25 protein-coding genes and 1 pseudogene are annotated in these 22,688 nt (G+C 72.2%); 18 read left to right on the top strand and 8 right to left on the bottom strand.

From position 1 onward, the window contains the following. Positions 1–124: 124 nt before the first annotated feature. The 4 genes and pseudogenes from ACFV9O_RS08135 (at position 125) to ACFV9O_RS08150 (ending at position 2,885) form a co-directional block, all read left to right on the top strand. Positions 125–1,147, top strand: a complete 1,023-nt coding sequence (locus ACFV9O_RS08135) for a helix-turn-helix domain-containing protein (protein ID WP_385413893.1) — start codon at positions 125–127, stop codon at positions 1,145–1,147. A 165-nt stretch (positions 1,148–1,312) separates the two neighbouring features. Then, positions 1,313–1,795 carry a DUF456 domain-containing protein gene (locus ACFV9O_RS08140; RefSeq protein WP_385413896.1) on the top strand — a complete coding sequence of 161 codons (483 nt, stop codon included), beginning with the start codon at positions 1,313–1,315 and terminating at the stop codon, positions 1,793–1,795. A 154-nt stretch (positions 1,796–1,949) separates the two neighbouring features. Further along, positions 1,950–2,427, top strand: a pseudogene (locus ACFV9O_RS08145) (Tat pathway signal sequence domain protein); the annotation flags it as partial. Positions 2,428–2,507: 80 nt separating this feature from the next. Continuing rightward, the gene (locus ACFV9O_RS08150; protein WP_385413898.1) at positions 2,508–2,885 is read left to right on the top strand and encodes a PPOX class F420-dependent oxidoreductase; all 378 of its coding nucleotides are present in this window, start codon (positions 2,508–2,510) and stop codon (positions 2,883–2,885) included. Between the two features lie 200 nt (positions 2,886–3,085). Here ACFV9O_RS08150 and ACFV9O_RS08155 read toward each other — a convergent pair whose 3' ends face one another. Next, on the bottom strand, positions 3,086–4,483 hold the full coding sequence (locus ACFV9O_RS08155) for a DNA-3-methyladenine glycosylase 2 family protein (protein ID WP_385413993.1): 1,398 nt from the start codon (positions 4,481–4,483) through the stop codon (positions 3,086–3,088). Positions 4,484–4,883: 400 nt separating this feature from the next. Then, positions 4,884–6,005: a ribosome small subunit-dependent GTPase A gene (gene rsgA / locus ACFV9O_RS08160; RefSeq protein ID WP_385413900.1), complete on the bottom strand. Its 1,122-nt coding sequence runs from the start codon at positions 6,003–6,005 to the stop codon at positions 4,884–4,886. Between the two features lie 393 nt (positions 6,006–6,398). On the opposite strand from rsgA, the gene ACFV9O_RS08165 reads away from it, so the two are divergent. The 5 genes from ACFV9O_RS08165 (at position 6,399) to ACFV9O_RS08185 (ending at position 10,097) form a co-directional block, all read left to right on the top strand. Next, complete coding sequence (locus ACFV9O_RS08165; protein ID WP_385413903.1) at positions 6,399–7,250, top strand: VOC family protein; 852 nt, start codon at positions 6,399–6,401, stop codon at positions 7,248–7,250. Positions 7,251–7,370: 120 nt separating this feature from the next. Then, entirely contained in the window at positions 7,371–7,847 is a 477-nt protein-coding gene (locus tag ACFV9O_RS08170) for a DUF1398 family protein (RefSeq protein ID WP_385413906.1), read from the top strand. Positions 7,848–7,942: 95 nt separating this feature from the next. Further along, a complete protein-coding gene (locus ACFV9O_RS08175; protein WP_385413909.1) occupies positions 7,943–8,926 on the top strand; it encodes an aldo/keto reductase in 984 nt (327 codons plus the stop codon). Then, positions 8,923–9,234 carry an L-rhamnose mutarotase gene (locus ACFV9O_RS08180; protein WP_385413912.1) on the top strand — a complete coding sequence of 104 codons (312 nt, stop codon included), beginning with the start codon at positions 8,923–8,925 and terminating at the stop codon, positions 9,232–9,234. Before ACFV9O_RS08175 ends, ACFV9O_RS08180 begins: the two co-directional genes overlap by 4 nt. A 5-nt stretch (positions 9,235–9,239) precedes the next feature. Beyond that, entirely contained in the window at positions 9,240–10,097 is an 858-nt protein-coding gene (locus ACFV9O_RS08185; RefSeq protein ID WP_385413915.1) for an amidohydrolase family protein, read from the top strand. Between the two features lie 75 nt (positions 10,098–10,172). On the opposite strand, the gene ACFV9O_RS08190 is transcribed toward ACFV9O_RS08185, so the two are convergent. Next, positions 10,173–10,544 (bottom strand): DUF488 domain-containing protein, encoded by a 372-nt coding sequence (locus ACFV9O_RS08190; protein WP_385413917.1) that lies wholly within the window; start codon positions 10,542–10,544, stop codon positions 10,173–10,175. A gap of 118 nt (positions 10,545–10,662) precedes the next feature. Between ACFV9O_RS08190 and ACFV9O_RS08195 the strand changes: the two genes are divergently transcribed. Together ACFV9O_RS08195 and ACFV9O_RS08200 are read left to right on the top strand one after the other, a co-directional pair. Beyond that, positions 10,663–11,673, top strand: coding sequence for an SPFH domain-containing protein (locus tag ACFV9O_RS08195; protein WP_385413920.1), 1,011 nt, complete (start codon positions 10,663–10,665; stop codon positions 11,671–11,673). Positions 11,674–11,687: 14 nt separating this feature from the next. Further along, positions 11,688–12,650, top strand: a complete 963-nt coding sequence (locus ACFV9O_RS08200; protein ID WP_385413922.1) for a hypothetical protein — start codon at positions 11,688–11,690, stop codon at positions 12,648–12,650. Between the two features lie 59 nt (positions 12,651–12,709). Here ACFV9O_RS08200 and ACFV9O_RS08205 read toward each other — a convergent pair whose 3' ends face one another. After that, positions 12,710–12,931: an acyl-CoA carboxylase subunit epsilon gene (locus ACFV9O_RS08205; RefSeq protein ID WP_385413924.1), complete on the bottom strand. Its 222-nt coding sequence runs from the start codon at positions 12,929–12,931 to the stop codon at positions 12,710–12,712. A gap of 18 nt (positions 12,932–12,949) precedes the next feature. Continuing rightward, positions 12,950–14,101: a cytochrome P450 gene (locus ACFV9O_RS08210; RefSeq protein WP_385413996.1), complete on the bottom strand. Its 1,152-nt coding sequence runs from the start codon at positions 14,099–14,101 to the stop codon at positions 12,950–12,952. A 513-nt stretch (positions 14,102–14,614) separates the two neighbouring features. On the opposite strand from ACFV9O_RS08210, the gene ACFV9O_RS08215 reads away from it, so the two are divergent. The 3 genes from ACFV9O_RS08215 to ACFV9O_RS08225 are packed head-to-tail and all read left to right on the top strand — an operon-like array spanning position 14,615 to position 17,496. Continuing rightward, complete coding sequence (locus ACFV9O_RS08215) at positions 14,615–15,706, top strand: type III polyketide synthase (RefSeq protein WP_385413925.1); 1,092 nt, start codon at positions 14,615–14,617, stop codon at positions 15,704–15,706. Positions 15,707–15,709: 3 nt separating this feature from the next. Further along, positions 15,710–16,936, top strand: a complete 1,227-nt coding sequence (locus tag ACFV9O_RS08220; RefSeq protein ID WP_385413928.1) for a cytochrome P450 — start codon at positions 15,710–15,712, stop codon at positions 16,934–16,936. After that, positions 16,933–17,496 (top strand): cupin domain-containing protein, encoded by a 564-nt coding sequence (locus tag ACFV9O_RS08225; protein ID WP_385413998.1) that lies wholly within the window; start codon positions 16,933–16,935, stop codon positions 17,494–17,496. The genes ACFV9O_RS08220 and ACFV9O_RS08225 overlap by 4 nt, the downstream gene beginning before the upstream one ends. Here the strand turns inward: ACFV9O_RS08225 and ACFV9O_RS08230 are convergent. Further along, a complete protein-coding gene (locus ACFV9O_RS08230; RefSeq protein ID WP_385413931.1) occupies positions 17,471–17,725 on the bottom strand; it encodes a hypothetical protein in 255 nt (84 codons plus the stop codon). The two genes, ACFV9O_RS08225 and ACFV9O_RS08230, sit on opposite strands and share 26 nt — an antisense overlap. A 420-nt stretch (positions 17,726–18,145) precedes the next feature. Here ACFV9O_RS08230 and ACFV9O_RS08235 point away from each other — a divergent pair, with 420 nt between their 5' ends. Both ACFV9O_RS08235 and ACFV9O_RS08240 read left to right on the top strand, forming a co-directional pair. Continuing rightward, entirely contained in the window at positions 18,146–19,324 is a 1,179-nt protein-coding gene (locus ACFV9O_RS08235; protein WP_385413934.1) for a serine hydrolase domain-containing protein, read from the top strand. A gap of 78 nt (positions 19,325–19,402) precedes the next feature. Further along, a complete protein-coding gene (locus tag ACFV9O_RS08240) occupies positions 19,403–20,470 on the top strand; it encodes an NAD(P)/FAD-dependent oxidoreductase (RefSeq protein WP_385413936.1) in 1,068 nt (355 codons plus the stop codon). A gap of 177 nt (positions 20,471–20,647) precedes the next feature. Here ACFV9O_RS08240 and ACFV9O_RS08245 read toward each other — a convergent pair whose 3' ends face one another. Both ACFV9O_RS08245 and ACFV9O_RS08250 read right to left on the bottom strand, forming a co-directional pair. After that, positions 20,648–21,211: a TIGR03086 family metal-binding protein gene (locus ACFV9O_RS08245; protein ID WP_385413937.1), complete on the bottom strand. Its 564-nt coding sequence runs from the start codon at positions 21,209–21,211 to the stop codon at positions 20,648–20,650. Between the two features lie 28 nt (positions 21,212–21,239). Next, positions 21,240–21,656 (bottom strand): SRPBCC domain-containing protein, encoded by a 417-nt coding sequence (locus ACFV9O_RS08250; RefSeq protein ID WP_385413940.1) that lies wholly within the window; start codon positions 21,654–21,656, stop codon positions 21,240–21,242. A 124-nt stretch (positions 21,657–21,780) separates the two neighbouring features. Between ACFV9O_RS08250 and ACFV9O_RS08255 the strand changes: the two genes are divergently transcribed. Together ACFV9O_RS08255 and ACFV9O_RS08260 are read left to right on the top strand one after the other, a co-directional pair. After that, entirely contained in the window at positions 21,781–22,107 is a 327-nt protein-coding gene (locus ACFV9O_RS08255) for an ArsR/SmtB family transcription factor (RefSeq protein WP_385413942.1), read from the top strand. Next, on the top strand, positions 22,104–22,583 hold the full coding sequence (locus tag ACFV9O_RS08260) for an SRPBCC domain-containing protein (protein WP_385413944.1): 480 nt from the start codon (positions 22,104–22,106) through the stop codon (positions 22,581–22,583). The genes ACFV9O_RS08255 and ACFV9O_RS08260 overlap by 4 nt, the downstream gene beginning before the upstream one ends. Positions 22,584–22,688: the final 105 nt, after the last annotated feature.

The raw sequence follows: 22,688 nt of genomic DNA on the forward strand, positions 1-22,688 counted from the left end.
GCCACATTGGCAGAGCGGCAGGTGATGCAGGGATGATGCAGGCGGCGGGTTTACGCCGTGGCCGATTTCCGCCACGATCATGTCGGTCACCTGCGGAATGAAATGGTCCGGGGAGGGGTCAGGGGTGTTGGGAGCGATAGGTCTCGACGAGAGACAGGAGTCGGCCTACCGGGCGCTGGTGGCGCTCGGCGCAGCGGAGGTCACCGATCTGGCGCATCGGCTCGCGCTTCCCGAGACGGACACCGAGCGAGCGCTGCGCCGGCTGGAGCGGCAGGGTCTGGCCGCGCAGTCGTCGGCCCGAGCGAGCCGCTGGGTGGCGGCGCCGCCCGCGGTCGCGCTGGGCGCGCTGCTCACCCAGCAGCGCCACGAGCTGGAGCAGGCGGAGCTGGCGGCGGCGCTGCTCGCGCAGGAGTACCGGGCGGAGGCCGCGGAGCCCGCCGTGCACGACCTGGTCGAGGTGGTGACGGGTGCGAGCGCGGTGGCGCACCGTTTCCTGCAGCTCCAGCTGGGGGCGACCGACGAGGTGTGCGCGCTCGTGACGGGCAGGCCCGTGGTGATGTCGGGCACGGAGAACGAGGCGGAGGAGCAGGCTGCGCAGCGCGGGGTCGCGTACCGCATCGTCATCGAGCGCGAGGTGCTGGGGCTGCCCTCCGGGCTCACCGAGGTGTCGGCGTCGCTCGGCCGCGACGAACAGGTCCGGGTCGTGGACCGGGTGCCGACCAAACTCGTCGTCGCTGACCGGACGCTGGCGATGGTGCCGCTGACCGGGCGGGGTTCGGAGCCCGCGGCACTGGTGGTGCACGCGAGCGGGCTGCTGGAGTCGCTGATGGGCCTGTTCGAGGCGGTGTGGCGCGACGCGCTGCCGCTGCGGCTGGGTGCGGGCGCGGAGGTGACGCAGGACGAGGCCGCGGGTCCCGACGCCACCGATCTGGAGATCCTGTCGCTGCTGCTGGCGGGGATGACGGACGCGAGCGTCGCCAAGCAGCTGGAGCTGGGGCTGCGGACCGTACAGCGGCGGGTGAAGGGGCTGATGGAGCTGACCGGGGTGACGACGCGGCTGCAGCTCGGGTGGCATGCGTACGAGAAGGGCTGGGTGGCGCGGAACCCGGCCCGCGACCCGGCGGCCGGAGCGGAGCGCGACGGATAGCGCCGGCGCGAGCGACGCCGCGGACGGCGCGGTGGCGGCTCGCGGACCGCGCCGGAGAAGACACGAACAGCGCCACGGCGGTGGCCGCGAAGCTCGGCACGAAGGCAGTTGGCGGAAGGGGCGGCGCGACCTGCGGAGCCGATCCCGGTCCTGCACCCTTGGCAGATGAGTGCGTGGCAGCTCGTCCTGGTCGGCGTGGTGATGCTGCTCGGCCTGGTCGGGGTGCTCGTGCCGGGCGTTCCGGGCACCTGGCTCGTCTGGTCCGCCGTGCTGTGGTGGGCGCTGCAGGCGCAGACCGTCCTGGCGTGGTGGGTCCTCGTCGGGGCGACGGCGCTGCTGCTCGTCAACCAGGTCGTCGTGTGGCAGCTGGGGCCGCGCCGGATGCGCGGCGTGGGCATCACCCCCCGGATGGCGCTGTTCGCGGGCCTGGGGGCGCTGCTCGGTTTCGTCCTGCTGCCGGTCGTCGGCGCGGCGGTGGGCTTCGTCGGCGGGGTCTACGGCAGCGAGCGGCTGCGACTGGGCGGGCACGGCGAGGCGGTGACGTCGACGCGGACCGTCATGCGGGCGGCGGGGACGAGCATGCTGGTGGAACTGCTCGGATGTCTGCTCGTCGTCGGCGCGTGGGTGGGAGCGGTGAGCTGGAGCTGAGGACGGACGCCGTCCTACGCCGTTCGGACGATCGCTCCCCTCAGGCCCCGGCATTGGTCCGGACAGACCCGGGCGTTGCCCCCCTGCACCGGACCATGTACTGAACCACGTTCCGCCATCCGAAAGCACATCGGATCTCTTCCTCTGTCTCGGCGAGCTGACGAGCCGCTTCATCCAGGCCGACACCATGTACAAGGAGTCGGGCCCGGTCATCGAGACCCCGCTCTCGGCGGCCCAGTCGCTGCACGACATGGTCTGCCGGTCCTGGGGCGGCGTCGTCCGCGTCTTCCCGGCGATTCCCGCCGCGTGGCGGGAGGTGACGGTCCATGACTTCCGCACGCAGGGCGCGTTCCTGCTGAGCGCGGTGCGGGGGCGGGCGTCACCCGATGGGTACGGCTGGCGAGCGAGGCGGGCGCGCCCTGCGTGGTACGCCACGGGATCGAGGGTCCGGTGGACGTACGCGACGGGCGGGGGCGGCCGCTACGGTACGAGGACCTGGGCGACGGGACCGTACGCATCCCGCTGGACCGCGGCGAGTCGGCGCTGATCACCGCATGCGGCGACCGCCCGACCTCGTGGTGCGACCGGTCGCGCCGAACGAGCCGGCGCCGGCGTGGGGGCTTCCGGGCTGACTCCCCCGGCCTCTGACAGGTCCTGCGGACCAGGTCGAGGTGCCGATGCGCGGCCGACCGCGGCGGGCGATGCTGGGGCCATGACCGAATTCAGCGAGGCCGAGCGCGCGTATCTCAGGACCCAGCAGCTGGGGCGGATGGCGACCGTGGACCCTCAGGGCCGGCCCCAGGCCAACCCGGTCGGCTTCTTCCCGCAGGACGACGGCACGATCCTCATCGGCGGACTGGCCATGGGGAAGACGAAGAAGTGGCGCAATCTGCAGACGAACCACAAGGTCGCGCTCGTCGTGGACGACATCGTGAGCACGCGGCCGTGGCGGGTGCGCGGGGTCGAGATTCGCGGGGAGGCGGAACTGCTCACGGGTCCGCACGAGTTGGGGCCGCACTTCAGCGAGGAGGTGATCCGGATCCATCCGGAGAAGATCCACAGCTGGGGCCTGGAAGAGCCCTCCCCGTAGGCCGGAGGCCGGACAGGCCCCTGCCGGGGCTGAGGGCCAACAGGCTTGCGTCGCTGTCTCCTTCGTGCCACCACCAGATGCATGGCGTGGCGCCGGCCGCGGCCGGCGCTCTGGTGACGCCGAAGGCGTGAGCCGGAGCGTGAGCGTCGATCCGGACCTGCTCGGAACGGCGCCCGCTCGGCCGCGCGCCCGAGTGCATGTCAGCGGAGCAGACGTGGCTCCCCAGCTCCAGGCGGAGTGGCTCGCGCCGTAGGCCACGCCCTCCAGCGGTCCGTGGTGGCGAGGTACCGGGTGGCGTACGAACGCCATGGCCGGTGGGACTCGTCGTCGCGCCCGCCGTCGGGGGCGACGTCCGGGTCCCCGAGCGCGCGCATCCGGATCAGCGCGGCGGCACGGGGCGTGACGCCGGGCAGGGCGAGCAGCGTCTGTTCGGCCTCGTCGCGGTCCGCGCCGGGGTCGAGGCGCAGGTGCCCGTCGGCGACGGCGGTCGCGAGCGGGCCGGCGACCGGATGGTCCGTCAGCACGGCCGGTTCGGGGAAGAGATGCGTGAGCCCGCCGCAGGGCTGGTCCAGGACCTTGCCGTACGCCTCGACGAGCCGCGCGGCCTCCTCGCGGCCGACGACGGCCCGTACGGCGAACTCCTCGGGCTCGGCGGTACCGGGCGAGCGGAGCCCGGGGCGCGCGGCGACGAGCGGAGCGAGCCGGGGGTCGGCGGAGAGCCGTTCCGCGACGGCGTACGGGTCGGCGTCGAGGTCGAAGAGCCGGCGCAGCCGCTGGACGGCGGTGGTCAGGTCGCGCAGGTCGGTCAGCTGGATGCGGGCCTCCAGCCAGGGTCCCGCCGAGCGTTCGCCGACGGCGACGATGCCGGAGCCGTACGGCAGTCGCAGCGTGCGGCGGTAGGTGCGGGCGCCGGGCCGGCCGACGACCTCCTCGATCCGCTCGACGGCCTCGCCGGCGAGCAGGTCGAAGACCTCGCGGGAGGCGTACGCGCCGCGGTGGGCGAGGCGCAGCGGAATGCCGGCGGCGTCGGCGGCCTGCCGGGAGCGCATCTCGGCGCGGAGCTCGGTCGGCGTGCGGGCGTAGATCTGCCGGATCGTGTCGTTGAACTGCCGTACGCTCGCGAACCCGGACGCGAACGCGATCTCCGTGACCGGCAGCCCGGTCGTCTGGAGCAGCACGCGTGCGGTGTGCGAGCGCTGGGCGCGGGCGAGCGCGACGGGCCCGGCTCCGAGCTCGGCGTTGAGCTGCCGCTGCACCTGCCGCGCGCTGTACCCGAGCCGCCCGGCGAGCCCGGGCACGCCTTCCCGGTCGACGACGCCGTCCCCGATGAGGCGCATGGCACGCCCCACGGCGTCGGCGCGCACGTTCCACTCGGCCGACCCCGGCACGGCGTCCGGGCGGCAGCGCCGGCAGGCCCGGAAGCCGTGGCCCTGGGCGGCTGCGGCGGTGGGGAAGAACCGAACGTTCTTACGCTTGGGGGTAACGGCCGGGCAGCTCGGGCGGCAGTAGATGCCGGTGGTCTCCACACCGAAGAAGAACGCACCGTCGAACCGCGCGTCGCGGCTGCTCACGGCTTGGTACTGGGTGTCTTCGTCCATCACGGTTCCAGTCTCCGCGGTCCGCCAGGCCCCTTCTGGCGGTTTTCGGACACCACGCTACCGCGCGCCCCTGCGAAGGGGGCGCCTGCGGCGGGCCTCCTCCCCGCCCCGCCCCTTCCCGAACCGGGGCTCCGCCCCGGACCCCGCTCTTGCGGGGCTCCGCCCCGCCGCTCTCCCCAACGTCCTTCGAGCGTGGGGTGCACTCAGCCCGCCGGGCGTTCGAGGCGGATGCCCAGGCCCACCCGGCGGACCGGGCACCTTCAGCCCGTCCGGCGTTTCAGGACGGAGACACCGGCCGGCCCAGCGGTACCGGACGCACCCAGCCCGTCCGGCGCTCGATGGCGGACACCCAGGCCGCCCGGTCGGTACCGGGAGCCCGGGGGCCCGCCCCTCGGTGGGCTCAGCGCACGCGGCCGCCCCGCTTCGCCTCCATCGCCGCGCGCCCCTCCGCGTGCCTCAGCTTCCAGTCGCGGCGCAGTTCCGCCCGCAGGCGGGCGTCGGTCTTGGCGACGATGCGCTGGTTCTCGCGGAGGAGCTTGCGGTAGCTGTCCAGGCGGCGCTCCGGCAGGGCGTCGTCCTCGATCGCCGCGCGGACGGCGCAGCCCGGCTCCGACTCATGGGCGCAGTCGTGGAAGCGGCAGTCCTCCGCCAGCTCCTCGATCTCCGAGAAGACCTGGCCGACGCCGGCGGCGGCGTCCCAGAGGCCGACGCCGCGCAGACCGGGCGTGTCGATGAGGACCCCACCGCCGGGCAGGGCGAGCAGGTTGCGGGTGGTGGTGGTGTGGCGGCCCTTGCCGTCGGCGTCACGGGTGGCCTGCACCTCCATGGCGTCCTCGCCGAGCAGCGCGTTCGCCAGGGTGGACTTTCCGGCGCCGGACACCCCGAGCAGCACGCTCGTACCGCCGGAGACGACCGCCGCGAGCACGTCCATGCCCTCACCGGTCAACGAGCTCACCGACAGCACCGGCACTCCGGGCGCCACGGTCTCGACGTCCTGCACGAGATACGACCTGCCGGTCGCGTCCGGCACCAGATCCGCCTTGGTCAGCACGACGAGCGGGTGGGCCCCGCTCTCCCAGGCCAGCGCCAGGAACCGCTCGATCCGCCCGAGGTCGAGCTCGACGGCGAGCGACACCGCGATGATCGCGTGGTCGACGTTGGCGGCGAGGATCTGCCCCTCGGACCGCTGAGACGACGTGGAGCGGACGAATGCCGTCCGCCGCGGCAGGTACGTGCGTACATAGCGCGGACTGCCGTCCGGGTCCACGGCCGCCCAGTCACCGGTACAGATCACCCGCATCGGATCGTGCGGGGTCACGAACGCGGTGTCGGCCCGGACGACCCCGTCCGGGGTGACGACATCGCACTGGCCGCGGTCGACGCGTACGACCCGTCCGGGCACCAGACCCTGTTCGGCGTACGGAGCGAACTCCGCGGCGATCCCCTCGTCCCAGCCGTACGGCGCCAGCGGGTGCGAGGAGGACGAAGAAGAAGACAGAACGGAAGAGAGGGACGAGGACAAGGGGAAACCCTTCGCAAGGGTGGCCCCGGCGCACGCGCCCGGTCGTGGGCGCGGAACAAATGGTGGAAGGTCAGCCGGAGACCACGGAGATGGGAACGATGATCTTCTGGTCCTGGGCAGCGCCCAGCGCAACGACAGTCATCAATGTCCTCACCTCCGGTTTCTTCTCGTACGGCTCATGCGTCCGGTCGGCTCGTACGTCTCGTACGGCAACGGAGCACACCTTAGCCCGGCCCCTTCCGGTGCGCCATTGATTATCCCGGGCAGCCGACGCCCCTTCAGGACGTGACGGTCGCCGGGAGTTCGTCTGCGGTGGCGACCCTCCTGAATCTGTTGAAGGGTGTGGAGGGAGTGGACTCCTGCGCGGGGATGACATGGATGAGGTGAGCGGCCTTGGCAGCCACAGCGCGTGGGGTGCAGGGCACGCCCTGCTGGGTGAGCCTGACGGCACAGGACATCAAAGCCGCCCAGGACTTCTACGGCGCGGTCTTCGGCTGGGAGTTCGAGCACGGCACCGAGGGCCAGGGCTCGTACGTCGTCGCGCACGCGGACGGGGTTCCGGTGGCCGGTCTGGGGGAGTCCACGCAGACCATGGGGGTGAAACTGCCGGTCACCTGGACGGCCTACTTCGTGGCGGACAGCGCGGACGCCGTGGCATCACGCATCAGGGAGCGGGGCGGCACGGTCGCCGTGGGCCCGCTCGCGTTCGGCGGCGGACGGATGGCCTGGGCAGCCGACCCCGTGGACGCCGTGTTCTGCATCTGGGAGGGGCCGGTCGACGTCGGCTGGCACGCCGGGCGCGGGACGAACGCCGCGGCGTGGCTGGAGCTCCACACGAGGGACCCGTTCGCGTCGGCCCTGTTCTACGGCGGCGTCTTCGAATGGGACTCCCAGGCGCCGGAGCGCATCGACGTGCGCTACGAGCACGACCGCGTACTGCTGCGGGTCGACGGACGCACGGTCGCCGGGATGTACGGCGGCGGCGTGGCGGAGTCCACGGACCCCGGCATCCGGCCTCGGTGGCATGTGCACTTCTGCCGCAACGATGTGGACGCCGCGGCCGAACGGGCGGCCGCGGCAGGCGGCACCGTCGTCACACCCCCGCACTACACCCCTCTCGGGCGGGTGGCGACGCTGCGCGACCCAGAGGGCGGTCTGTTCCACCTCACATCAGGGGGAAGCGAGTCCATGGACAACGAGTCCGCGGAGCGCGGGACGCCGTGCCGCCCTGAGTCCTGTCCCTGAGCCTGAGCGACAGATCACGAGGGCAGCCCGCGGACCCGGGGCCAGGGGGCGTCTTGTGGATCTTGCCGGGCTTGCGGGCCCTCTTCGTACTGGCCCGTCGCGGCGATCGCTTCCCCGCTCTTGCGCAGCAGTCCCGCGGCCTCGAACACGTCAGCGACCAGCGCGATCACCAACCCGCAGCGCGCCCTGGAGCGCGCGGCGGCCGTCCGCCCCGAGGTCGGCGGCTTCCCTTCCTCGCCGAATCCCTGCGCCAGGCCGGAGTCGGCCGCTGCCGCATGGCCGTGCCGTCGAACCCGATGCCGTACCTCACCGACGCCGGGGCATGTTGCCGTCCAGGGCGAGCCGCTCGTCACCGGCTCGGTCGACATCGCCCCGTTCGACCGCCAGGCCCTGATCGCCGCACTCCGCGCCGGCCAGGGGGGCGAGACCACGTTCCCCGAGTTCGTCCACGGCTGCCGGAAGGCCGGCGTGCTCCGGTACGACGTGGACCTGCACGGGCGGACCTGCACCTACTACGGCGCCGACGGTGGCAGCTGCACCGAGACCTACCCCGCCGTCGAGATAATCGTGCACGAGACATCCGATCAATCACTCTGATTTCGCCAGGAAATCCGGACAGAAGGGTGTTGTGAAGGCCTATACATCTGATAGGCATGCGGCGCAGAGGATCAAGGGGCGGGACGGACGTCATGATGCGCAGCACCACAGTGGGGCGGAGCGGCTGTCCGGTGACCGGGCTGGCCTTCGGGGCGGCCGGGATCGGGAATCTCTACAGCGCCGTTTCGGAGGAGGCCGCGGCGGCCGCGCTGGACGCGGCCTGGGCGGCGGGCGTGCGGTACTTCGACACCGCGCCGCACTACGGCCTCGGGCTGTCCGAGCGACGGCTCGGGGCCGCGCTGCGGCGCCGGCCACGGGACTCGTACACCGTCTCCACCAAGGTCGGGCGGATCCTGGAACCGCGCCCGGGGACGGCCGGCGAGGACGCGTACGGCGACGACCTCGACAACGGGTTCGCGGTGCCCGCGGCCTACCGGAGGCGCTGGGACTTCAGCGCGGCGGGAGTGCTGCGGAGCGTCGAGGAGAGCCTGGAGCGGCTCGGTCTCGACCGGATCGACATCGTCTACCTCCACGACCCGGACGACCACGGCGAGCAGGCCTTCCGCGAGGCGTATCCCGCCCTGGAGCGGATGCGCGCGGAAGGGACCGTGCGGGCGATCGGCGCGGGCATGAACCAGACGGAGATGCTCGGCCGCTTCGTCCGTGACACGGACGTCGACGTGGTGCTGTGCGCGGGCCGGTTCACGCTGCTCGACCAGCGCGCCGCGGACGAGCTGCTGCCGGAGGCCGCTGCGCGCGGACGCCATGTGGTGATCGGCGGGGTCTTCAACTCCGGTCTGCTGGCGGACCCGAAGCCGGGCGCGACCTACGACTACCGCGCCGCCTGCCCCGACGCGCTCGAACGGGCGCTGCGCATCAAGGCCGTGGCCGAGGGGCACGGCGTACCGCTGCGCGCCGCGGCACTGCGCTTTCCGTTCCGGCATCCGGCCGTGGCGAGCGTGCTGGTGGGGGTGCGGTCGGCGGACGAGGTCGAGGACGCCGCGCGGATGCTGGCCGTGCCCGTACCCGATGCGCTGTGGGCCGAACTGGAGGAGGAGGGACTGGTGAAGCGGTCATGAGGGTCGCCCTGCACACGAGGGTCCGGGCCGACCGGATCGAGGAGTACGAGGCCGCCCACCGGGAGGTGCCCGGGGAGCTGCGAGCGGCGATCCGCGCCGCGGGGGCGAGCTCCTGGACCATCTGGCGCAGCGGTACCGAGCTCTTCCATCTCATCGAGTGCGACGACTACGCACGCCTGCTCGCCGAACTCGAGGGCCTGCCGGTCAACATCTCCTGGCAGGCACGGATGGCGGAACTGCTCGACGTGGTGCACGACTACTCGGCCGACGGCGCCGATGCCGGACTGCCCGTCGTCTGGGAGCTCTGATCGCCGTGCGCGTCGTCGATGCCCACCACCACGTCTGGGATCTGTCCGTACGCGACCAGGGCTGGATCAACGGACCCGAACTTGCCCCGATCCGGAGGGACTTCCTCCTGTCCGAGCTGCGGTCCGAGGCCGAGGCGGCCGGTGTGCATGCGACCGTGCTCGTCCAGACGGTCACGGTCGCGGAGGAGACCCCGGAGTTCCTCGCCCTCGCGGACGGCCCCGGCAGCGATCTCGTCGCGGGCGTCGTCGGCTGGACGGACCTCACCGCGCCCGGTGCCGCCGAAGCCCTGGCAGCGCTGCGCGAACTCCCGGGCGGCGGACGGCTCGTGGGCATCCGCCACCAGGTGCAGGGCGAGCCCGACCCCAAGTGGCTGCTGCGCGACGACGTAGGGCGCGGACTGTCCGCGGTCGAGGACGCCGGGCTCGTCTACGACCTGGTGGTCCTGCCGCACCAGCTCGAGGCCGCGATCCGGGCGGCGGCCACGCACCCCGGGCTGACGTTCGTCCTGGACCATCTGGGCAAGCCGCCGATCGCGAGCGGCGAACTGCAGCCCTGGGCGGCCTCCGTGCGCGAGCTCGCGGCGCTGCCGAACACGGCCTGCAAGCTGTCCGGCATGGTGACGGAGGCGGACTGGGCCTCCTGGACCGTGAAGGATCTGCGGCCGTACGCGCGGACGGTGCTGGACGCCTTCGGGCCCGGCCGGACGATGTACGGCTCGGACTGGCCGGTGTGCCGGCTGGCGTCCTCGTACGGCGAGGTGCTGGACACCGCGCGCACGCTCACGGAAGAACTGAGCGAGGACGAGCAGGCCCTCGTCCTCGCGGGAACGGCGGACCGCCTCTACGGGCTCACGGCCCGCTGACAGGCCGCACGGGTGACCGACCGGACTGCCTGGGGGCCCGGCAGGCGACCCGTCGACCCGGTCGGCCGCCCCGCCTCACGGCCTGCTGGACCGCGCCCGCTCCACCACGTCGACGAGGGTCGGCAGATGGCTGCCCTCGATGCTCTTGACCGAGGTGACGAGCGTGACCCGTCCGGCGCTGGCGAGTGCGAGCAGCTGCTCCAGGGCCTCCGCGGCCGGGCCCTGCTCGAGCTCCTGCCGGTAGCGGGCGTCGAACTCCTCGTAGCGGGAGGAGTCCTTGTGGTACCAGGTGCGCAACTCGTTGGAGGGGGCAACCTCCTTGAGCCAGGTGTCGACGGCGGCCCGTTCCTTGGAGACGCCCCTGGGCCAGAGCCTGTCGACGAGAACACGGGTGCCGTCGTCCGGGTCCGGGTCGTCGTAGATCCTGCGCACGATGATGCTGTCCATCCCGTCAGCCTGCTGCGGACGGCCGTGCACCGCAAACCCGGAAACCCCTCATTTCGTCGTCTTGACGATAAGCGGCTCGCGGCGATATCGTCGCGATGACGAAAACAGGGGGTTGTCCATGGCCGACATCACCAGGCGCTTCGGATGGCGCCATCTGCGCTCCGCGCCCACCGCCCACGTCCGCCACCACAGGCGCGGCGCGCTCGTCCACGACGGGCCCGGCCTCAGCTTCTGGTTCCGCGCGCTGACCGCCGCACTCTCCGAAGTGCCGGTCGACGACCGGGAGCTGGCCATGACGTTCCACGCCAGGACCTCCGACTTCCAGGACGTCTCGGTGCAGTCGACCGTCACGTACCGGATCAGCGATCCAGCCACCGCCGCCGCCCGGCTGGACTTCTCGATCGATCCGGACACCGGGGTCTGGCGCGGCTCCCCGCTGGAGCAGATCTCCACGCTGCTCACCGAGACCGCCCAGCAGCACGCGCTGGACGTCCTGGCCCGTACGGCCCTGGCGTCGGCCCTCGTCGACGGCGTCGCGGTCGTACGCGAGCGGATCTCCGGCGGGCTCGCGGCAGAGCCGCGGCTGGCCGCCACCGGCATCGAGGTCGTGGCCGTACGCGTCGTCGCGCTCCGGCCCGAGCCCGAGGTCGAGCGCGCGCTGCGCACCCCCGCACGCGAGCAGATCCAGCAGGAGGCCGACCGCGCCACCTATGAACGCCGGGCCGTCGCCGTCGAGCGCGAGCGGGCCATCGCCGAGAACGAGCTGGCCAGCAAGATCGAACTGGCCCGCAGGGAAGAGCAGTTGGTCGACCAGAAGGGCACCAACGCCCGGCGCGAGGCCGAGGAGGGCGCCGCGGCCGACGCCGTACGCGCGGAGGCGGAGGCCGCCCGCAAGGTACGGCTCGCCAAGGCGGAGGCCACGGCGGCGCGCGAGGTCGGCGAGGCACGGGCCGCGGCCCAGGCGGCCTGGTTGCGCGTCCATTCCGAGGCGGACCCGGCCACTCTCCACGCACTGGCCGTGACCCGGCTCGCCGAGAACCTGCCACGCGTGGACAGCATCACGCTCTCCCCCGATGTCCTCACCGGGCTGCTCTCCAGGCTGGGCGGCCCGGGGCCGGAGGGGGCGTGAGGCCCGGTGGAGCCATGAGTCCGGGCGGGGGCCTGGCTCCGCGCGCGGTGCTCGTGCATCGCACCACCGAGTACGAGGAGTTGCTCGCCCGGCACGGCACGCACGGGCAGGCCGAGTTCTTCCTGTCCTCGCGCGGCCGCAGCATCCGGGAGGTCGCCGAACGGCATCACCGAACCCGGCGGGCGCTCGCCGAGGTCGCGGCGGCCGTACCGCTTCGATGGCGGCAGACCCGGGTGGAGCGGGCGGACCTCGACCGCTTTCTGTTCGCGCCCGAGGACGTGGTGGTCGTGGTGGGACAGGACGGGCTGGTCGCCAACACGGCGAAGTACCTCGCGGGCCAGCCCGTCGTGGGCATCGACACCGAACCCGGCCGCAATCCCGGTGTGCTCGTGCGGCACCGGGTCGAGGACACCGCCAAGCTGCTGCGGGCCGCCGTCGCCCACGGCGGCGCCACCGCGGACGAGCTCACCATGGTGGAGGCCGTCGCCGACGACACCCAGCGCCTCGTCGCGCTCAACGAGATCTACGTCGGCAGGCCCGGCCACCAGACGTCCCGCTACCGGCTCGGGCTCGACCCGTCGGGCGGCCCGGACCTGGTCCCGCCGGGACCGGGCCGCTCCTCGGAGGCCCAGGCGCGGGCCGAGGCCCAGGCGTCCTCGGGCGTCCTGGTCGGCACCGGGACCGGGGCGACCGGCTGGCTGCGGTCGCTGTGGCGAGAGAGGGGCGGCGGACAGCCCCTGCCCGCACCGGCCGACCCGCGCCTCGTCTGGTACGTACGCGAGGCATGGCCGTCGCCCGCCACCGGAACCTCACTGGTGGAGGGCACGCTCATGAACACGCAACGGCTCCGGCTCACCGTCGAGTCCGACCGGCTGGTCGCCTTCGGAGACGGAATGGAGTCCGACGCGCTGGAACTGACCTGGGGCCAGACGGTCCGGCTCGGGGTGTCGGACACCTCGCTACGGCTGCTCGTCTGATCCGGCCGGGCACGTCCGATCCGGCCCCCTGCCCTGCCGCGCCCTTGGGGGCCACGTCCTCAGCGGGCTCCGGGGTCGAACGCCACCAGCGCCTTGTCCCGCACCCGCCAGGACGTGCTGGGCTGGAAGCCACCGCCCCAGGCCCGGTCCCAGTGGGCTCTGCGGGTCCGGCGCTCGGAGGCGGCCGCCAGGGCCGCCTCACGACGGAAGGCGATCACCGTGAGCACCGCCAGCAGGGCCGCCAGCTCGGTGTCGTCGGGTTTCCCGTGCACAATCCGCACGTCGCACCGCACGGCTCATCACCAGCTGACGGGAAGGGACTTGGGCCCGCGGATCAGCGCGCCTTCCTCCCACTCGATCCGTCCGGGCGGCACCGCGAGGGCGAGCCGCGGACAGCGGTCCAGGAGCGTCGCGAGCATGATCTCGGACTCCATGCGGGCCAGCATCGAACCGACGCAGTGGTGCGGCCCGAACCCGAACGACAGATGTGCGATGGGCCCGCGGTCGAAGTCGAGCCTGTGCGGGTCGCCGAACACGTCCGGGTCCCGGTTCGCGGAGAGGTACGAGCAGTAGACCGCCTCGCCCGCCCTGATCCGCACGTCACCGATCACCAGGTCCTCGGTGGCGATGCGCGCCAGACCCACGCCGTTGCGGTGCGGGATGTAGCGCAGCAGCTCGTCGACGGCGTGCGGCAGCAGCTCTGGCGCGGCGCGCAGCCGCGCGAGGTGCTCCGGATGGGTGAGAAGTGCGTACACCATGTTTGCGCTGTTGTTGCGCACGGCATGGGCGCCGCTCACCAGGATCGCCGTGGCCAGCGAGACCGCCTCGTCCTCGTTGATCTCGCCGGCCGCGACCGCGTCCGTGAGCACTCCGGCCAGGTCGTCGCGGGGTTCGGCGCGCCGCCGGGCGATGAGCCCGACGACGACGTCGCGGACGGTGTTCTTGGCCTCCTTGCTGCGGGAGGGGGACGGGCGCGGTGTCATGATCACGTTCGCCCAGGAGGTCATCTCCGCGCGCTCGTCCTCCGGCAGTCCCAGCAGATCGCTGACGACGGAGAGCGGGAAGGGCCCGTGCAGATGCTTCATGAGGTCCGCGGGTGACCCCTGCCTCTCCATGTAGTCCAGCAGGGCGTCCGCGGTCCGCTGGGCCATGGGCCGCAGCCGCTGCATGCTCCTGCCCGTGAAGGCCCGGGCGACCACCCGGCGCAGTGTGGTGTGGTGCGGTGGGTCCGCGTAGTTGAGGGCGGCGTGCTTCGCGGCGATGGCGTGCGGCGAGCCGCTCGTCACCTCGCGGTCCGCAAGGGCCTTGCGGCTGAGCCGGGGGTCCGACGAGACCTGCTTGACGTCCTCGTACCGCGTCACGAGCCAGGCACTGCCCTCGCCGAAGGGCAGCCGGATGCGGGCCACCGGCTCGTCGCGGAGGAGCGTGACCAGGAAGGGGTCGAAGTCCAGGGCCCGGAAGTCCTCGAGGGTCCAGTCGTGGACGGTTCCCTCGTCGTGCGCGTCGGCGTGCCCGTCGGCGTGCCCGTCGGCGTGTCCGTCGTGACGTGACGCACCTGACGGCGCGCGTGCCCCGTCGTGTGAGTCGTGTGACACGTCATGCGAGCGCCCGTCGTGCGGGCCTTCCGTCGGCGACCCGGCACCGGTCACGGGACAGCCATCGGCTCCCGTCGATGTCCTCGGCCCGGCAAAGGTCCCGTGGCCGGGCCCGGGAACGGCCTCCGTCTCGGGTTCTGACGTCATCGGGTTCATCTCCCGGATTGTGCTCACGCACGATCACGGATCGTGCCTGGTGAGCGCTTACGGCCCCCTTCAGGAACCCATCCCTTCCCGATCGGCGGTCCATCCGGCCCGGCCGGGCCGTCGCATCACCCGTTCGGCGCAGCGGGAAGCGCCTTCCCCGGCGCGCGCAACGGCCTTCCGTCGCAGATCCTTTGAGGGAACGCGAGAGAAGGGCGGCATGGCATGGCCACTCTGTGCAAACCCGCGGTGTACGTGCCCGAGCACGTCATCACCATGGAACAGACCCTTGATCTGGCGCGGTCCGTCCACGCGGACCACCCGCAACTGGAGCTGGCGCTGCGACTGATCCGGAACACCGGCGTGGAGAAGCGGCACTTGTTGCGCCCCATCGAGGAAACGCTGCAGCACCCCGGCTTCGAGGAGCGCAACGCGGTCTACGAAGCAGAGGCCAAGGCTCGCGTGCCCACCGTCATCCTCAGAGCGCTGGAGGACGCCGAGCTCCGCACGACGGACATAGACGTGATCTTCTTCGTCTCGTGCACGGGTTTCATGATGCCGTCACTCACGGCATGGCTGATCAACACCATGGACTTCCGCACCGACGTCGTCCAGGTGCCGATCGCCCAGCTCGGATGCGCGGCCGGCGGTGCCGCGATCAACCGGGCGCACGACTTCTGCACCGCCTACCCGGAGGCGAACGCCCTCATAGTCGCCTGCGAATTCTGCTCGCTGTGCTACCAGCCGACCGATGTGAACGTCGGCAATCTGCTCTCCAACGGCCTGTTCGGCGACGGCGTGGCGGCGGCGGTCGTACGCGGGCGCGGCGGTCTCGGCGTCGGCCTTGAGCGCAACGGCTCGTACCTGGTCCCGCACACCGAGGACTGGATCGCCTACGACGTCCGCGCCACCGGCTTCCACTTCAAGCTGGACAAGCGCGTGCCCGGCACGATGGAGCCACTCGCTCCGGCCCTCAAGGAACTCGCCGCCGACCACGGCTGGGACGCCACCTCGCTGGACTTCTACATCATCCACGCGGGCGGTCCGCGGATCCTGGACGACCTCAGCATGTTCCTCGGAGTGCAGCCCGAGGCCTTCCGCTTCAGCCGGGCCACGCTCACCGAGTACGGCAACATAGCCAGCGCCGTCGTCCTGGACGCCCTGCGCAGGCTGTTCGAGGAGGGCGGCACGGAGGACGCGGCGTGCGGCATCCTCGCCGGTTTCGGCCCCGGCATCACCGCCGAGATGTCGCTGGGCCGCTGGACCATACCCGACGGCCGCCGGCCCTTCGACGCGAAGCTCGCGAGGAGGACCTGAACCATGCGGAACGAGACGACGACCACGGCCACGGCGACCCCCCGCCCCCCGGTCCGCTTCTGGCCCGCCCAGGATCTTGCCGGCGTCGACTTCGATCCCGTACTCGCCCAGTTGATGCGGGACGGCCCGATCTCCCGCGTCAGACTCCCCAACGGGAAGGGCTGGGCCTGGCTCGCGACCCGCTACGACGACGTGCGGCTGGTGACGAACGATCCGCGCTTCAGCCGCAAGGCGGTCGTGGAGCACGATGTCACGCGGCTCGCCCCGCACTTCATCCCCGCCGAGGGCGCCGTCGGCTTCGAGGACCCGCCGGACCACACCCGGCTCCGCCGGGCCGTCGCGCCCGCTTTCACCACCCGCGCCATCGAGCGGCTGCGCGGGCGGGCGCGGGAGACGCTCGACGAACTCGTCGACGGCGTCCTGCGCGACGGACCGCCGGCCGACCTGACCGAACGGATCCTCGCCCCGTTCCCGCTGGCCGTCGTCTGCGAGTTGATGGGCGTCCCCGAGCCCGACCACCCGAGGATGCACGAGTGGACCGCGCTGATCCTCTCCTCGTCCCAGGGGGTGGAGCGCAGCGAGCGGGCGAAGACGGAGATGTGCGCGTACTTCGCCGAACTGCTGCGGCAGCGGCGGGACACGGGCGGCGAGGACGTGATCGGGCTGCTCGCGACGGCCGTCGCGGACGGCGACGTCACGGAGCCGGAAGCGGTCGGTCTCGCGCTGCTCATCCAGATCGGCGGAGAGGCGGTCACCAACAACACCGGGAACATGGTCTACATCCTCCTCACGCGCCCGGAACTGCAGGCCCGGCTGCGGGCCGAGCCGGCGCTGCGGCCCTCGGGCATCGACGAGCTGCTGCGCTGGATCCCGCACCGCAACGCCGTCGGCCTCGGCCGGATCGCGAGGGAGGACGTGACCGTCTCGGGCCATGACATCAAGGCGGGCGAGGCCGTCCATGTCTCGTACCTGGCCGCGAACCGCGACCCCGACGTCTTCACCGACCCGGACGAGATCGTGCTGGAGCGCAGCCCCAACCCGCATGTGGCGTTCGGATACGGCCCGCACTACTGCGTGGGCGGCCTGCTCGCCCGGCTCGAGACCGAACTCCTCGTCTCCGCCGTGCTGGACCGCTTCCCCGCACTGCGCCTCGCCGTCGCCGACGAGGATCTCCGCTGGCGGCCCGGAGCGCTGATCCGCGGTCCCGAGGGATTGCCGGTGACGTGGTGACCGCACAGATCAGCGCCCCGGACGGGGCCGTCCTCGCCGGGTCCCCCGAGGGTCTGGTCGTACCGAAGGGGCAGGGCAGGACGCTGCGCACGCCGGCCCAGGAAGTGACGTTCAAGGTCACGGGCGAGCACTCGCGCGTCTCGTCCAGTTTCGAAGTCGTGGTGCCTCCGGGCTTCGACGTCGGCGCCCATGTGCACACGCGCAGCGAGGAGCTCTTCTACGTGCTCGAAGGCGAGCTCGACATCCTGGCCTTCGAGCCGCGCGTACGGACCCGCGACGACTGGCGGCACTGGGAGTCCCCCACGGGCCGTCGCGTGGTGCGGGCGGGCCCGGGCACGGTCCTCGTCGTCCCCCCGGGCTGTCCGCACGCCTTCGCCAACCGCAGCGGCGAACCGGCCAGGATGTTCTTCCAGGCGTCCCCGCCCCCGGATCACGAGCGCTACTTCGAGGAACTCGTCGAGATCCTCGAAGCGGGCGGCCCGCCCGACCACGCGGCGATCGCGGAACTGCGGGCCCGCTACGACATCGAGCAGCTCACGCCCCTGCGCCACGACGCGTGACACCGGCGGAGTGAAGCTCCGTCACCAGGTCGAAGAGCTCCGCCTCGTTGCCCGCGAAGCCCGCCTCCGCCAGCGCCTGGTCGGCCTCCGCCATGGGAGCGGTGAGGACGACGGGGGGCGGGGCCGCGCCGGGAGGCGTGGCCAGGGAGGCGCGGACGGCGCCGAGCAGGCGCAGATAGGCCTGGGCGGCGGCTCGTTCGCGGTACGTCATCAGGGCGGTGACACTCATCGGTCGGCCTTCCTCTCCTCTGCATACGACGGGGCACCGTCCACCCTGCCCCATGGCACTGACATTTAGCTTTGGAGATGGCCCTCCGGGATCTTCGGGGGCTGCGTAGGGTGCGTCGGGTCCGGTTCTTCCGGCACGGCTGGATCACTGACCGAAGCGTCTGCTTGCAGGCGACTTCTCAACGTTGATCGACGGCTGGTTGAACCTCCCGACGCACGTGCGTCCCTGTTGGGAACTCGTGGCCGCGGCGAGCGCGGACCGCTGCTACCGAATATCCGGTCAGCACAACCCTGCGGAACACGTGCCACGCGGGTCGTGGTGCAGGGGCTGGACAAGCGTCAGCCTGCCGCTGCACAGACCTTCACGGCGGTCCGACCAGTCGGTACGTTCTTGGGCATCGCCGGGACGTACGGAGGAGCCATGGACCGACCAGTTGTTCCACTCATCGAGGGTCACTGCGACGAGCGGTTCTCCGCGGTGCGCGCCGCCTTCGAGGAGAACTTCCGCGAGCGCGGCGAACTGGGCGCCGCGGTCACCGTCATGGCCGGCGGTGAAACCGTCGTCGACCTGTGGGGCGGCTGGGCGGACGGGGCACGGACCAGGCCCTGGGAGCGGGACACCGTGGTCAACGTGTGGTCGACGACCAAAGGTCCGACCGCGCTGTGCGCGCACCTCCTCGCCGACCGCGGACTGCTCGACCTGGACGCCCCGGTCGCCACGTACTGGCCGGAGTTCGCCGCGGCGGGCAAGGAGGCCGTTCTCGTACGGCATCTCCTCTCGCACCGCGCGGGCCTGGCCGGACTGCGCGAGCCGCACTCGGTCGCCGAGCTGTACGACTGGGAACTGACCACCGCCAGGCTGGCCGCGACGGAGCCGTGGTGGGAGCCCGGCACACGGTCCGGGTACCACGCGATGACATACGGCTTTCTGGTCGGTGAGGTGGTGCGGCGCATCACGGGCCTGCTCCCGGGTGAGTTCCTGCACCAGGAGGTGACCGGACGGTACGGCATCGACTTCACGATCGGTCTCCCGGAGAAGGAGGCGGACCGCGCCGCCGAGCTGGTGCATCCCCCGGCCGCCGGCGACAGCGAACAGGCCGCGGTCTTCGCCCAGTTGGAGCCTGCGGCGCTCGCGGCGCTGATCAACCCGGCCGTGAGCGCGGCGGAAGCGAATACGGCGCAGTGGCGGGCCGCCGAGATCCCGGCCGCCAACGGGCACGGCACGGCCAGGGCGGTTGCCGCGCTGTACGGGATCTTCGCGTCGGGCGGCCTCGTCGGCGAGCACCGGGTGCTCTCCCCCGAAGCCGCGGAGCGGGTCCGGGAGGGTCAGGGCGCGTGCCGGGACCTCGTCCTCGGGGCGGGTTTCTCACACGACACCGAAGTGGCCCTCGGCCTGTGGCTGAGCGGCCCGAACCGCTCGTACGGCCCCAATCCGCGCGCGTTCGGCCACGACGGCTACGGCGGGTCCTGCGGCCTCGCGGACCCGGAGGCGGGCGGGGCGGGCCTGTCGATGGGATACGTCATGAACCGCATGGGCCCGCACATCGCCGACGACCCGCGCAAGATGGCATTGGTCGAGGCCGTGTACAGCGCACTCTGATTGCCTTGCCGTTTCGGCAAGAACATTTGCCGGATTCCGGGGCACGGCAGCACTGTCTCCGTGAAGGAGGTACGTCACATGACAGTGCAACCAGTACAGCCGGAGGAATCGGGGCACCCGGAGCACCCGGTCCGGATCCATGACGTCGTGGTCGTCGGCGGCGGAGCCGCAGGACTGAGCGGGGCGCTGACCCTGGCCCGTGCGCGCCGCTCGGTCCTGGTGATCGACGCGGGCAGTCCGCGCAACGCCCCGGCCGCCCACTCCCATAACTATCTGACCCGGGACGGAGCTCCGCCGCTGACGCTTCTGGCCGCGGGCCGCGAGGAGGTGACCGGCTACGGCGGCGAGATCGTGACCGGCAGCGTCGTCACGGCCGAGCGCATCGAGGGCGGATGCTTCCGTGTCGTACGGGAGGACGGGCGGACGGACCTGGCCCGCCGTCTGCTGGTGACGAGCGGCCTGGTCGACGAGCTGCCCAAGGTGCCCGGTCTGGCCGAGCTGTGGGGACGTGACGTCCTGCACTGCCCGTACTGCCACGGCTGGGAGGTCCGCGACCAGGCGATCGGCGTCCTCGCCACCGGCCCCGCGGGGGTGCACCAGGCACTGCTGTGGCGGCAGTGGAGCGACCGCATCACCCTCTTCCTGCATACCGCTCCCGAACCCGGCGACGAGGAGTACGAGCAGCTGGGTGCCCGCGGCATCTCCGTGGTCAGCGGCGAGGTGACCGGCCTGGACCTGACCGGTGCACGGCTGACCGGCGTGGCGCTGGCCGACGGCCGGCTGATCCCCGCACAGGCCCTGGTGGTGGCCCCGCGCTTCGCCGCGCGCGCCGGCGTGCTGAGCGGCCTCGGGCTGCGGACCACGGAGCTGGAGATGTTCGGACAGGTGATGGGCAGCCACATCACCGCCGGCGCGACCGGCGCCACCGAGGTCCCCGGCGTGTGGGTGGCCGGCAATGTCACCAACCTGTCCGACACGGTCGTCGGCGCCGCGGCCGCGGGGGTGCGAGCGGCGGCGGCGATCAACGCCGACCTGATCGCCGAGGAGACCCGGCGCGCGGTGGCCGCCCGCCGCGATGTGTTCTCGCCTCAGAGGGAACGGGAGGTCTGCGAACTCGCGCTCGGGGACCGGCGCCACGGTCTGTGACCGCGGGCGTGGCCCCGGCCCCTCCTTGCCCGGGGCCACGCCGCGAGGTGGCCAGACCGTCGATGGCCCCGGCGAACAGGGTCCGACGACATGAGCGCGCGCCGCTCCGCACCGGTGCCGGGAGGCTGGTGCGGGCGGCGCGGTCGTGTGGCCGTGGGCGCCGGGCCGTAGGCGCTGTCAGGCCCAGTGCGGGTCGCGGCCGCTGGTCGCCAGGGCGTGGTCGAACGGGGAGGCGTCGGCGGGGGCTACGCGCGGCGGGCCGTAGCCGCCGTTGCTGCGGGCCTGCTCGGCGATCTGCTCGACGATGCCGAGCACAGCCTGCTGGGTCCCGGCGCCGACGGGGAACGTGCGGCCCGTGGCACGGGCCAGGTCCCAGCCGTGCAGGGCCAGTTCCTCCAGAGTGATGGCGGCCGCGAACTCGGCCGGCATCTCACCGGGGCCGAACACCGTCGTGCCCTCGTACGCGGCCGGGTCCGCCCATGCCGCCGTGGCGCCCAGCGCCACAGCGGCGACGTCCTCCGGCGCGTAGGAGACGGACGGCTGGCCGTCCTTTGGGCGGGGCTGCCTGCGGGCTGCGCGCTCGGAGTCCGCGAGGGCCGCGCCGAGGTGGCCGAGGAGCTCGGCGACGGTGAACTTCTCGCAGGGGGTGCGGTCACCGAGCTGATCGGGGCGCACGGCGCGGGCGGTCTCCGCGACGGCGGTGGCGAGTTCGTGCATGGGGGCGTGCATCCGAGTCGGCATGGGTACTCCAAGTCCTTTTGAGAGTCGGTCAGTTGATGAAGAAGGGCGTGGGCGCGCCCGTCTCGGCGTACTTCTGCAGCACGGGGAAGAGCCCGGCCCACGTCGCCGCCGTGTGGCGGAAGTGGTCGTCGGCGGCGGGGAAGCCGTTGTGGTCGAAGCGCAGCAGGCTGCCCTCCTCGGTGGACTCGATCGCATAGACGACCTCGGTGCCGACCCAGTCCTCCGGGCCGGCGAGGACCTTCAGCGTGAGGCGGCGGCCGGCGTCGGCGCCGGTGACACGCCACTCCCAAGGGGCGGGCTGCCCCGGGAAGGTCAGGCGCTGGATGTCGCCGTCCACCTCGGCCCCGTCGGTGAACCAGCCGGCGATGCCGTCGGCGGTGGAGACGGCGCGGTAGACGGTGTCCGCGTCGGCCTTGACGGAGTAGATGAGTGCGATGTCGGCCATGGAGTGCTCCTGTGGTGGGGGGTTTCTGCATGCGGTGGTTTCTGCGCCGGCTGTTGATGTTTTAGTCGAGACTAAAATAAGCTCGCCAGGGAAGCAAACTGCAGCGTGGACTAAAATTCGGGACATGGACGCGGTACAGGTCATCGCCGAGCCCAGGCGGCGCGAGATTCTGCGGCTGGTCTGGGACGACGAGCTGCCCGCCGGCGACATCGCGGCCCGGTTCGACGTCACCTTCGGCGCCGTCTCCCAGCACCTGAAGGTGCTGCGCGACGCCGGGCTCGTTACGCAGCGCAAGGACGGGACGAAGCGCTACTACCGGGCCGACCGGGAAGCGCTGGGCCCGCTCGCCGAGTACCTCCAGGCCATGTGGAGCAGCAAGCTCGACACCCTCGCCCGCCTCGCCGAGGAAGCGGAGAAGGCGGAAGAGGCCGAACGGAACGAAGAGACATGACCGCACAGCCCGCACAGCCGCAGCCCGACGGATCCGCGCAGCCCGCCGCCGTCATCGTGGAGCGGCACATCCTCGCCCGGCCCGAGACCGTCTTCGGCTTCTTCACCGACCGCGACAAGTGGCTGTCGTGGATGGGCAGCGACGGTGAGTTCTCGTTCACGCCGAACGGCTCGTACCGCACCCGGGTCACCGGTGACAACGTCGCCGCCGGCCGCTTCCTGGAGATCGACCCGCCCAAGCGGCTCGTCTTCACCTGGGGCTGGGCCGAGGGCGGGATGACGGACGTCCCCGAGGGGTCCACGACCGTGGAGATCACCCTCGAACCCACCGAGGACGGCACCCTGCTCCGGCTGGTGCACAGCGGGCTGCCGACGCGCGAGGCCTGTGCCGCGCACGAGGAGGGCTGGGCGCACTACACCCGCCGTCTCACGGTCCGCGCGGAGGGCGGCGACCCGGGCCCCGACCACTGGATGTGACCTTGCGGACGCGACCCTGCGGACGTGACCTTGCCGATGTGACCTTGCGGACTTGACCCTGCGGACGTGATCCTGCCGATGTGAGCTTGCGGATGTGACCCGGCG

The sequence above is a fragment of the Streptomyces sp. NPDC059909 genome, from assembly GCF_042730885.1.
Classification (GTDB): domain Bacteria; phylum Actinomycetota; class Actinomycetes; order Streptomycetales; family Streptomycetaceae; genus Streptomyces.